Here is an 11509-nt window from a genome sequence, read left to right on the forward strand (position 1 = left end):
TGGTTTCTACGGGCAGGCCGGCCTGGTGTCAACATCGATTTCGCGGCCTCGATGAAACTTCGTCCGCCGCTCTGTGGATAACCGACCCGGCTTTGCATAATCGATGGGCGAAAGGGCGCGGAATTCAGCGCTTTCAACGGGTGGATGATGATTTTTCGTTCGCCGGCTGCGTCGCAATCCGGACTGCCATTCGATAGCCGACGCAGATATCGCGCCTGCCTTCCCTCGCTTCAACGTCCCATCGGACGCCTTTCCCGCGATCCGCCAGGCGTCCGGACCGCCTCGCCATTGCATAGAAAGGCCCGTCTGAAATAATCCGCCGGAACATCCCGCGCGCTAGGCGGCGTGGGCGGAGGCATATCGCATGGCCCGATCGGCAGTCCCGACCCCGCAGGAAGCTCACGAGCCGGCCAATGCCGCGGTCGATCTCGTCGCCGTCCTTGTTGCCGTTACCGAGGGCGAGCCACGCGTGATGACACTGGAAGGGGGCCGCGCCCTCCCCTCAGGTCCATTTGAGACCGGCCATCGTTCCCTGCAGTCGGGACTGCGAGCCTGGGTCGAGCGGCAGACCCATCATCCGCTCGGCTATGTCGAACAGCTCTATACCTTCGCCGACCGCGACCGCGCCGGCGGAGAAGCCGGCCGGCGCACCATCGCGATCAGCTATCTCGGCCTCACACGGGAGAACGACGTACCGGACGAGGCCGGCGCCGGCTGGCGCGGCTGGTATGATTATTTTCCCTGGGAGGATCGGCGCTCCGGTGTTCCGGCCATCCTCAGGGAGGCGATCGGCCCGGCGCTGGCACGCTGGTCCGGATATGCCCCGACGGAGGCAGCCCAGCGCGAACGGCTCCAGCGCGCCGCGATTCATTTCGGTCTCGATGGAGCGCCCTGGAACGAGGAACTCGTGCTGCAGCGATACGAGTTGCTCTATGAGGCCGGGCTGGTTCCGGAAGCCCGCGAGGCGGCCAAGGACAATTTCGTCGCCGGCCGACCCATGGCGGGCGACCATCGCCGCATCCTCGCCACGGGAATCGCCCGCCTGCGCGCCAAGATCAAATACCGCCCCGTCGTCTTCGAACTGATGCAGCCGGCCTTCACGCTCTACCAACTGCAGAGAAGCGTCGAGGCACTCGCCGGCCTCCTCGTGCACAAGCAGAATTTCCGCAGGCTCGTCGAACAGCAGGAACTCGTCGAGGAAACCGGCGCCACCACCTCGGAAACCGGGGGCCGCCCGGCCCGCCTCTATCGTTTCCGCCACCAGGTGCTGGCCGAACGCGCTGCCGCCGGAACGAAATTGCCGCTCACACGGTCTTGACAGACCTTATGCTCCGTTTAAGTATATGCCTATGATATGCTCAGATGGAGTATAAGATGGCTATGGGATCGACCGAGGTGCTGGCGCGGACCGCACCGATCTATGAGCGCGTGAAGCGGGTCATCCCGCCCTTTGAATGGCCGGTCTTCGCCGACGATGTCGACGCGATTCTCCGCCTGAAGCGCGAGCGGAACGCCGTCATCCTCGCTCATAATTACCAGACGCCAGAGATCTTCCACGGCGTCGCCGACATTGTCGGCGACAGCCTGGCGCTGGCCCGCATGGCCATGAACGTCGATGCCGATGTCATCGTGCTCGCGGGCGTCCATTTCATGGCTGAGACCGCAAAGCTGCTGAACCCGTCCAAGACGGTGCTGATCCCCGATAGGGAGGCCGGCTGCTCGCTCGCCGACTCGATCACGCCCGCCGATGTTCGCCTTCTGCGCCAACGCTATCCCGGCGTGCCGATCATCACCTATGTCAACACTTCGGCGGCGGTGAAGGCTGAATCCGACATCTGCTGCACGTCGGGCAACGCCCGTGCCGTGGTCGAATCGCTCGGCGTGCCGCGCGTGATCATGATCCCCGACGAATATCTCGCCCGGAACATCGCGGCGGAGACCGATGTCGAGATCATCTCCTGGGCCGGGCATTGCGAAGTGCATGAGCTCTTCACGGCCGCCGAAGTGCGCCAGCTACGCGCGGATCATCCGGGCGTCGTCGTCCTCGCGCACCCCGAATGCCCGCCCGATGTGCTCGCCGAAGCCGATTTCGCCGGCTCGACGGCTGCGATGTCGGATTATGTCGGCACGCGGAAGCCGCCTCGGGTCGTGCTGCTGACCGAATGCTCGATGAGCGACAATGTCGCAGTCCAGCACCCTGAACTCGACTTCATTCGCCCCTGCAATCTCTGTCCGCACATGAAGCGGATCACGCTCGGCAACATTCGCGACGCGCTGGAGCAGAACCGCCACGAGGTCCAGGTCGATCCGAAACTCGCGGACCGCGCCCGCCGCGCCGTCGAGCGCATGCTGGAGGTGCGGTGATGGACATAGACGGCCTAAACGGCCTTCCCGTCATCGTCGGTGCCGGTCTCGCCGGCCTGATGACGGCGCTGTGTCTCGCACCGGCTCCGGCCATCGTCCTCTCGGCCGGACCGCTCGGCGACGGGACTTCGAGCGGCTGGGCGCAGGGCGGCGTTGCCGCCGCCGTCGGGCCGGACGATGCGCCCGAGTTGCATCTCGCCGATACACTTCTCGCCGGCGACGGACTTTGTGACAAAGCCGCTGCACGGCACATCATCGAGGCGGGACCGGTGACGATCGAACGTCTCGCCGCACTCGGAGTCCGCTTCGACCGTAATGCGGACGGAACACTGGCTCTCGGCCTCGAGGCGGCGCATGGCCGCAGGCGGATCGTGCACGCTGCCGGTGACGCGACCGGCAGCGAGATCATGCGCGCGATTGTAGCAGCCGCGCGGATGACGACGTCGATCCGCGTCCTCGAAGGCGCCGAAGCTCGCCGGCTCGTCATGGAGGATGGCCGCATCGCGGGCATCGATGTCGCCATGGGCGAACGCGCCTTTCGGATCGCGACCAACCGCGTCGTGATGGCGACCGGCGGCATCGGCGGCCTGTTCGAGCGCTCGACCAATCCGCGTGGCTCCTTCGGCCAGGGTCTCGCCATGGCCGCGCGGGCAGGAGCGGAACTCTGCGATCTCGAATTCATCCAGTTCCACCCGACCGCGCTCGACGGCACCAGCCGGCCGATGAAGCTGATCAGCGAGGCGGTGCGCGGCGAGGGCGCGGTTCTGGTCGACGAGGCCGGCGAACGCTTCCTGGCCGGCGAGCCGGGAGCAGAACTCGCCCCCCGCGATGTTGTCGCCCGCGCCGTCTGGCGGCATATGTCGGCCGGCCACACGGTGTTTCTCGACGCGCGCCGTGCCCCGCCAAGCGGCTTCGCCCGCCGCTTTCCCGCGATCGATGCTCTCTGCCGCGCTGAGGGATTCGACCCGGCCAGCCAGCCGATCCCGATCCGGCCCGCGGCGCATTACCACATGGGCGGCATCCGCGTGGACGCCGAGGGCCGCAGCTCCGTGCAGGGCCTCTGGGCGGCGGGCGAGGTCGCCTCGACCGGACTGCACGGCGCCAACCGCCTCGCCAGCAATTCGTTGCTGGAAGCCGCAGCGATGGCGATGAACGTCGCCGCAAGCATGACTGGAGTCGCGGCGGTCCAACATCGCGGCGGCGGCGAGATCTCCCCGATCGGAGCCGCCGATCCGGCGCTCGTGCAGCCGATCCTCTCGCGCGGCGCCGGCGTGGTGCGCGATCGCGGCCGGATGCTGGCCGCGCTGGATGCTCTCGCCCCGTTTGTGACGGAGGGCGGGCCGGCCAGCGATCCGGCCATCGTCGCCTTGATGATCGTGACCTCGGCGCTGGCGCGAGAGGAAAGTCGCGGCGCGCATTTCCGCAGCGATTTTCCGCTCCATGCGCCGATCGCCGCGAGCTCCGTGACGACTCTGGCCGCGGCGCTCGCCAGCGCCGCGCTGCTGCCTGCCTCCCCTCCCCTCGCCCGGAGCGCCTGAATCATGGCCCTTTCGCAAACGCAGCTCGCCCCCCTGCCCGCCATCCTGATCGAACCGCTGGTCCGCGCCGCGCTGCTGGAAGATCTCGGCCGCGCCGGGGACATCACCACAGACTCTATCGTGCCGTCCGACCAACGGGCGACGACCGTCCTCGCCGCGCGCCAGACCGGCACCATCGCCGGCCTCGACCTCGCGGCGCTTGCCTTTCGTCTGATAGACCCGGCCATCGAGTTCCATCGCGAAAAGCGGGACGGCGACCCCGTCGCGCCGGGAGACGTCGTCGCGCGCATCTCCGGTCCTGCACGCGGTATTCTGACGGGTGAACGCGTGGCGCTCAACTTTCTGAGCCGCCTCAGCGGCATCGCCTCGGCCACATCGGCACTCGCGGAAGCCATCCGCCACGAGCGCGCGACGATTGTCTGCACCCGCAAGACGACGCCGGGCCTCCGCGCGGTCGAGAAATATGCGGTCCGCGCCGGCGGCGGCGGCAATCATCGCTTTGGACTCGACGATGCCGTTCTCATCAAGGACAACCACATCGCCATGGCCGGCGGCGTCGCCATTGCCATCGAGCGCGCCAAGGCCGGCGTCGGCCATCTGGTCAAGATCGAGGTCGAGGTCGACACGCTGGAGCAGCTTGCGGAAGCGCTGCCACTCGGCGTCGATGCCGTGCTGCTCGACAATATGTCGCTCGACCAGTTACGCGAAGCGGTTGCCATGGTCGGTGGCCGGGCGCTGACCGAGGCGTCGGGCCGCGTCACCCCCGCAAGCGCCCCGGCGATCGCCGCGACCGGCGTCGATCTGATCTCGGTCGGCTGGCTGACGCACAGCGCGCCGATCCTCGACATCGGGCTCGACTTCGCGGACTGAGGTCGGGCGCCGCTTGTCCGACGTCGACGTTTCTTGCCTGCCTTCCGGCGGTGAATGAAGCTCAGTCGCCGGGTGACAGCGATGACCTCGCCGCGTCTGTCTGCCGGCGGATCGCATCGCTGCGACCCTCGCGCCAAGCGGCAAAAAGCGCAGTGAGGAGTGCTCGCACCGCCATCGGCGAGCCAGGCCGTTCCGCTTCTGCCTGGCGCGCGGCAGCAAAGAGGGCGGTGGCACCCACGGTGCGCATTTTCCGCCGGTTCAGCCAGTCGGCGGGGCGGCCGATACGATCGGCGAGCGAACGCCGCCGGCCGTGTCGCTGCAGATCCTCCTGCAGCCCGTGGCGGAACGCACGCGCCAGATAGTCGTCAACGCTTTCGCTGCCCGTAAGCCGCATACGAGCCTCCGGCGCAAAGACCGGGGCCAATGGCCGCTCGCACAGGCGCCATGCCCACTCGACATCCTCGAAGCCCGGCCGGCCGAGCGGATCGAACAGGCCGTGGCGGATCAGGAAGTCGCGCCTGACCGACACCGAGCCGCCCCAGGCCTCCCCTCGCGCGGGAATTCTCGGCGTGCTCTCGCGCCATCCGAAGGAAAAGAGCCGGGGCCGGTCGCCGAGCAGCGCATGGCCAAGCGCATTGCTCGACCCCGCGGAGACGGTGCCGATCACGGCATTGGCTTCGCTTGCCCTGCGATGGGCAGCGACATGCGCCGCGGCGAGGCCCGACTCCGGCGTCGCCTCGGGGTCGAGCAAAAGCAGGATCGGCGCGCTCGCGCCGAAGACCGCGAGGTTGCCGGCCATGGCGAGGCTTGCCGGCCCCTGCCGCAGCACGGTGACGGGAAACGCCTGCGCAAATTCCTCCGCGACCCCGGCGGCAACGAAACCCTCCGTCCGGTCGACGATCACCACCTCAAGCCCTGGATCCTGACCGGCAAAGCCCGCGAGCCTCGACCGGATCGAATCGGCCGTCTCGCCGATGAGCAGCAGCGAGATCGACGCGCTCACGGATAGGTCTCCAGCACGCGGTAGGCTTCGTGCCGCGACAGATGCCCAGCCGCGCCGACAACCGCCGTCATGCTCGCCTCGGCCTCGGCATAGCTGTAATTGACCGCGGATGGCCGCAGACGGTGATGCACCGGGACCGCGTCGACGATGCCGAGCCGGAGGCCCGCCGCTTCGACGATCGCCGGCCAGACGAAATCGAGCCCCCAGCCCATACCCTCGGTGTCGGTGAAGGGGAGCAGCAGCCGAGCCGCATCGCGCCGCAGCACGGTCACCGGACCAATCTCGACGAAACGCGTGCGCCGCGCGGCGATGCCTTCGATCCGCGCGGTGATGGCATGGTCGATATAGCTCTCGCGCGAGCGCGCGGGCTGAAAGAGGGCGAAGTCATGCCGGTCGGCCAGTGCGATCAGACGATCCACAAAATCTTCCGGAAACTCCACATCGTCGTCACAGGCGACGATCCAGTCGAAGTTTGAGGCATCCCCGAACAGTGAATTCAGCAACTGGTATTTCGGCGTTCGCTCGCCGACATGGCGCAGCGTATGGGCCACCGGACTCTGCGGCGCGGAGCCTAGCGAGATCCAGCGCTGAGTTACCGTATGTTGCCGGCTCGCCGAAAAGGCGGCGACCGCATCGTCGATAGTGCTCGGCTTGTCCGTCAGATAGACGCCGCCGACCAGGATTGTCGCCATGCCTTCCCGCCCCGCAAGCCTCGGCCGGCTCCCTCGTAGCATGCTCGCGCGACGCGTGCCTATCGCTCAGCCGGCGTGAAGCCGATCGAGGCAAAGCTCCAGCGACCCGCGCCATTCCGGAAGCGCGATGCCATGAACGCTGGCGAGCCGGCTGCAATCGAGGCGCGAATCGGCCGGCCGCTTCGCTGGCGTCGGATAATCGGCAGTCGTGATCGGCGCGACCTGGACCGAACGGCCCCCGCGTGCGATGCTGCCGGCAATGATCGCGGATGCAAATTCATACCAGTTCGCGTCGCCGGTGCCGGTCAGGTGAAACACACCGCGTCCCGACTCATCCTCCGTCTCGATCAACCGGCGGGCGACGGCGAAGACAGCGGCGGCGATATCGGGAGCATAGCTCGGCCGGCCGAATTGATCGGCAACCACCGTCAGCCGATCGCGCGTTGAGGCGAGCCGCAGCATGGTCTTCACGAAATTCGAACCGAAGGGCGAATAGACCCAGGAGGTGCGCAGAATCGCATGGTCGGGCGTCACCGAGGCGATCGCCGCCTCGCCGGCCAGTTTCGTCGCGCCATAGACGCCGAGCGGGCTGGTCGGATCGGTCTCCATATAGGGCGAGCCCTTGGTGCCGTCGAAGACGTAGTCGGTCGACAAATGCACGATCGGGATGCCGAGCCGAGTCGCAGCCCGCGCCAACGCTTGCGGACCGTCGCGATTGACGCGCGCCGCCAGATCCGCCTCGCTCTCGGCCTTGTCGACCGCCGTATAGGCCGCTGCCGAGACGACGACATCGGGCGCCGCGGCAAGCACTGCCGCTTCCACGGAGGCCGGATCGGCGAGGTCAATCTCGGGCCGGGCCAGCGTCACCAGTTCGAAGCCGGAAGCCTCGGCGCGCTCGGCAAGCGAGAGCGCAACCTGACCGCTGCGGCCGGTCACCGCCATGCGCAACATAGAATCAGCCTGTCTTTTCCAGAACGCCAAGACGCTCGCCGCCATAGACGCCATCGCGCAGCGGCCGCCACCACCAGTCATTATCTAGATACCAGCGCACGGTCTTCTCGATACCGCTGTCGAAGGTCTCCGCGGCCTGCCAGCCCAGCGACCGCTCCAGTTTGGTGGCGTCGATCGCATAGCGCTGATCGTGGCCCGGACGATCGGCGACGAAGGTGATCAGCCGGTCATGCGGCGCGGCGGAGGGCTTCAACTGATCGAGGATCGCGCAGATGCGCCGCACCACCTCGATATTGGAGCGCTCATTGCGGCCGCCGACATTATACTTGTGGCCTGGCTCCCCGCGCGTGACGATCGTCGCCAGCGCCTTGGCGTGGTCCTCGACATAGAGCCAGTCCCGGACATTGGCGCCATTGCCGTAGACCGGCAGCGTCTTGCCGGAGAGCGCGTTCAGGATCGTGAGCGGGATCAGCTTCTCGGGAAAATGATACGGCCCGTAATTGTTCGAGCAATTGGAGACGACGACCGGCAGGCCATAGGTCCGCTGCCAGGCGATGGCGAGATGGTCCGACGCCGCCTTGGACGAGGAATAGGGCGAAGACGGATCATAGGGCGTCTCCTCCGTGAAGAGCCCGTCGGCGCCGAGCGAGCCATAGACCTCATCGGTCGAGACATGCAGGAAGCGGAAATCGCGCTTCGCCTCGCCGTCGAGGCCGCCCCAATAGCGCCGCGCCGCCTCCAGCAGGGTGAAGGTGCCGATGACATTGGTCTCGATGAAATCCTTGGCGCCGGTGATGGAGCGGTCGACATGGCTTTCTGCCGCCAGATGCATGACATGCGTCGGGCGGAACGTCTCGAACGCCTCGGCAATCCCTGCTCCGTCGCAGATGTCGAGCTTGGTGAAGCGATGGTTCGGCGCGTTGGCGATGCTCTGCAGCGAGGCAAGATTGCCAGCATAGGTCAGCTTGTCGACCGTGAGCACCTCGGCGCCAAGATCGGAAACGAGATGGCGCACCAGCGCCGAGCCGATGAACCCCGCCCCTCCGGTGACGATGACGCGCATGGCCTTCTCCCTCTAGCCGTTTCCGCCATAGACGAAATAATCGGGCAGTTCCGCGAGCTTCGGCTGCCGGCGGTCCTTGTCGGAAAGCGTCGCCGAGGCGATGTCGCACGGCCAGGTGATGCCAAGTGCCGGATCGTCGAAGGCAAGTCCGCGATCATCGGCCTTGGAATAATAGTCGCTGACCTTGTAGACGACCTCGGTATCGGGCTCGAGCGTGCAGAAGCCATGCGCGAAGCCGACCGGGCACCAGAGCTGGCGGCCATTGGCGGCCGAGAGCTCGACAGCGCAATGCTGGCCATAGGTCGGCGAGCCTCGGCGGATGTCGACGACGACATCGAGGATCGAACCGCGGACGACGCGCACCAGCTTGCCCTGTGGATGGCCGGGCGCCTGGAAGTGCAGGCCGCGGATGGTGCCGGCCGGGCGCGACAGCGAATGGTTTTCCTGGACGAGGGCAACATCCTCGACCTCGCGGCGGAACCACTCCTCCCGGAAGACCTCGCTGAAAAAACCGCGATCATCGCCAAAACGGGCGGGCTCGATCACGGCGAGATCTGCGATCGGAAGTCGAGTGAGCTGCATAGACGGCCTTGAACAGTAATTTGGATGGCCGGCAGCAAAGACCGCAGGCAGGAAAAGCGCTTCACCTATAGCAATCCTGTCCTCAAAGGAAAGCCCGGAGCCCCCGAACGACGCGGCTAGGGCTGGGCGACCTTTGCCGGCTTGGAGGATGAGGAAGCGGCACCGGAGCCGGAAGATGAATCATGCGTCGCTCCCGCCCGGAGAGTGACGAGCCAGATGACGAGCAAGGTGACGAGCGCGACACTGGCGGCGGCAACGGCTCCTCGTCCGAGCCGGCGGACGAAATCGGGCCAATTCGCTCGCACATAAATTCGCGCGCCGATCGCCTCCTGTTCTTCCATCTCAATCTGGCCGCCGACGGCACGGCAACCCGCGACAACGAGTTCCAGTTCATGAGAACCTGCCTTGAGCGGCGTCACCGCGAAGCTCCATTCGGCAACGTTCCGGCGCGAATCGAGGATCTGCAGCAGCGGCGAGCGCGGCTCGATGCGAAAGACACCTTTCGGCCCGAAGAGTTGGGCCGCGATGGAGGCGGACCCGGATGCATCCTCCGCGCGCACCGGAGCATGGCTTCGCAAACTTGAAAAGGCCGGCGCCAAGGCGGCGCCAGCATCCGGATCACGGAGGATCCTGACGGCCACGATCTGCGACTCAAGCGCGCGCATCGCTGGACGCGGATTGTAGACGAGACGGCCGAGCCCGCTTTCGAGAGCCAGCGGCTCGGCCTCGGCGAGCGGAGGCATCGCCTCGGTCGCAGCCGGCAAGGCCGGACCGGCTTCGCGGCGGAGGAAAGAGGGAATGTCGAAATGGCCTTCGGCTTCCGAAGGCCTCTCCTCTGCCCGTGCTGCCGCGGCAAAATCTGCGGTTCGCCTCGGCTCCGCTCGGGTCGCTGGCCTCGCCTCGGATTCGCGGATGGACGCGGCGACAGGAGCGGAACCGGCATCGCGCATTCCGCCGGCCAAAGCCGCTCGCCCCGCCGCTGGCGCGCGCTGGACGATCAGCGGCGCCGCCGCTTTTTCGGCTGGACGACCACCACCGCCGGCGGAAGCCGCGCGCAATGCCGCCGCGATGCGCTGCGCATCTCCTGTCGATCGCGGCTCGGTGGCCACCGCCTGCCGTCGACCGGGAGCGGGCCTCTGTTTCGGACGCGGCGGCTTGCGAAGGAGCAGCAGCAGAACAATGGCCAACGCGGCGCCCGACGCCACGATCAGCGCATAGGGCCAGAACTCAACCAATTGCATAGACGACGCCCCCGAACTACCGGGCGAAGCTTAGCGCATGGCTGGCGGCAACGAAACAAGACCCGCCCCGCAGCCAGAGGCGCCGGGCGAGCCGGGCCCGGTATTTACATATAATAGTACTAATGATATCGACTCCCCATGCCGCTGAGGGAGGAACGCTCGCGGCAAACGGAGGAAATCGTGACCTATTTGAAGAAACTTGCCCTCGCGGCAAGCATCGCCACCTGCTTGTCTTCTGCAGCCATGGCAGCCGAGACGGTTGGCTTCTCGCAGATCGGATCCGAGTCCGGCTGGCGCGCCGCCGAGACCTCGGTCACCAAGCAGCAGGCCGAGAAGCTCGGCATCAACCTGAAGTTCGCCGACGCGCAGCAGAAGCAGGAAAACCAGATCAAGGCGATCCGCGGCTTCATCGCGCAGGGCGTCGACGCGATCCTGGTCGCTCCGGTTGTCGCCACCGGCTGGGATGATGTCCTGACCGAAGCCAAGGAAGCCAAGATCCCCGTCGTGCTGCTCGATCGCGGCATCGACGGACCGGAAGACCTCTATCTGACCTCGGTCGCTTCCGACCAGGTCAAGGAGGGCGAGGTCGCCGGTGGCTGGCTGGTCGGCGCGGTCAAGGACAAGGAATGCAAGGTCGTCGAGCTGCAGGGCACCGTCGGCTCCACGCCTGCGATCAACCGCAAGAAGGGCTTCGAGCAGGCGATCGCCGGCCATTCCAACATCACCATCATCCGCAGCCAGACGGGCGACTTCACCCGCTCGAAGGGCAAGGAAGTGATGGAAGGCTTCCTGAAGGCCGAGAATGGCGGCAAGTCCATCTGCGCCGTCTACGCCCACAATGACGACATGGCCGTCGGCGCGATCCAGGCGATCAAGGACGCCGGCCTGAAGCCCGGCAAGGATATCCTCGTCGTCTCGATCGACGGCGTTCCGGACATCTTCGCCGCGATGGTGGCCGGCGAGGCCAACGCGACGGTCGAACTGACGCCGAACATGGCAGGCCCGGCCTTCGAGGCGCTCGCCGCCTTCAAGAAGGATGGCACGGTCCCGCCGAAGTTCATCATCACCGAATCCAAGCTCTATACTCCGGCGGATGATCCGCAGGGCGAGTATGATCGCCGCAAGGGCCTCGGTTACTGAGGTCGATCGGCAAGCCTTGAGAGGAACTCCGCCGGGTTCGAGCCCGGCGGAGTTCGCGTCTTGGC

At 66.5% G+C, this 11509-nt stretch carries 11 protein-coding genes; 5 read left to right on the plus strand and 6 right to left on the minus strand.

Annotated elements, in window-relative coordinates:
- Positions 1-364: 364 nt before the first annotated feature.
- From OSH05_RS23950 to nadC, 4 genes are all read left to right on the plus strand, one after another.
- Positions 365-1318 carry an NUDIX hydrolase gene (locus OSH05_RS23950; RefSeq protein WP_104221078.1) on the plus strand — a complete coding sequence of 318 codons (954 nt, stop codon included), beginning with the start codon at positions 365-367 and terminating at the stop codon, positions 1316-1318.
- 62 nt (positions 1319-1380) lie between these two features.
- The gene (gene nadA / locus OSH05_RS23955; protein ID WP_104221079.1) at positions 1381-2364 is read left to right on the plus strand and encodes a quinolinate synthase NadA; all 984 of its coding nucleotides are present in this window, start codon (positions 1381-1383) and stop codon (positions 2362-2364) included.
- Positions 2364-3902 carry an L-aspartate oxidase gene (locus tag OSH05_RS23960; RefSeq protein WP_104221080.1) on the plus strand — a complete coding sequence of 513 codons (1539 nt, stop codon included), beginning with the start codon at positions 2364-2366 and terminating at the stop codon, positions 3900-3902. Before nadA ends, OSH05_RS23960 begins: the two co-directional genes overlap by 1 nt.
- Positions 3903-3905: 3 nt before the next feature.
- Entirely contained in the window at positions 3906-4772 is an 867-nt protein-coding gene (gene nadC, locus OSH05_RS23965; RefSeq protein WP_104221081.1) for a carboxylating nicotinate-nucleotide diphosphorylase, read from the plus strand.
- A 61-nt stretch (positions 4773-4833) separates the two neighbouring features.
- Here the strand turns inward: nadC and OSH05_RS23970 are convergent, their stop codons facing one another.
- The 6 genes from OSH05_RS23970 to OSH05_RS23995 form a co-directional block, all read right to left on the minus strand.
- Positions 4834-5775, minus strand: a complete 942-nt coding sequence (locus OSH05_RS23970; protein WP_104221082.1) for a glycosyltransferase family protein — start codon at positions 5773-5775, stop codon at positions 4834-4836.
- Complete coding sequence (locus OSH05_RS23975) at positions 5772-6467, minus strand: DUF707 domain-containing protein (RefSeq protein ID WP_207778826.1); 696 nt, start codon at positions 6465-6467, stop codon at positions 5772-5774. Before OSH05_RS23975 ends, OSH05_RS23970 begins: the two co-directional genes overlap by 4 nt.
- 66 nt (positions 6468-6533) lie before the next feature.
- Positions 6534-7415: a dTDP-4-dehydrorhamnose reductase gene (gene rfbD / locus OSH05_RS23980; RefSeq protein WP_104221121.1), complete on the minus strand. Its 882-nt coding sequence runs from the start codon at positions 7413-7415 to the stop codon at positions 6534-6536.
- Between the two features lie 7 nt (positions 7416-7422).
- Positions 7423-8481, minus strand: coding sequence for a dTDP-glucose 4,6-dehydratase (gene rfbB / locus OSH05_RS23985; RefSeq protein WP_104221083.1), 1059 nt, complete (start codon positions 8479-8481; stop codon positions 7423-7425).
- Between the two features lie 12 nt (positions 8482-8493).
- The gene (gene rfbC / locus OSH05_RS23990) at positions 8494-9063 is read right to left on the minus strand and encodes a dTDP-4-dehydrorhamnose 3,5-epimerase (protein ID WP_104221084.1); all 570 of its coding nucleotides are present in this window, start codon (positions 9061-9063) and stop codon (positions 8494-8496) included.
- Between the two features lie 116 nt (positions 9064-9179).
- Positions 9180-10304, minus strand: a complete 1125-nt coding sequence (locus OSH05_RS23995) for a hypothetical protein (protein WP_104221085.1) — start codon at positions 10302-10304, stop codon at positions 9180-9182.
- A gap of 138 nt (positions 10305-10442) precedes the next feature.
- On the opposite strand from OSH05_RS23995, the gene ytfQ reads away from it, so the two are divergent.
- A complete protein-coding gene (ytfQ, locus tag OSH05_RS24000; RefSeq protein ID WP_104221086.1) occupies positions 10443-11444 on the plus strand; it encodes a galactofuranose ABC transporter, galactofuranose-binding protein YtfQ in 1002 nt (333 codons plus the stop codon).
- Positions 11445-11509 lie beyond the last annotated feature (65 nt).

Origin of the sequence: Kaistia algarum, from assembly GCF_026343945.1 — a bacterium.
GTDB lineage: Bacteria > Pseudomonadota > Alphaproteobacteria > Rhizobiales > Kaistiaceae > Kaistia > Kaistia algarum.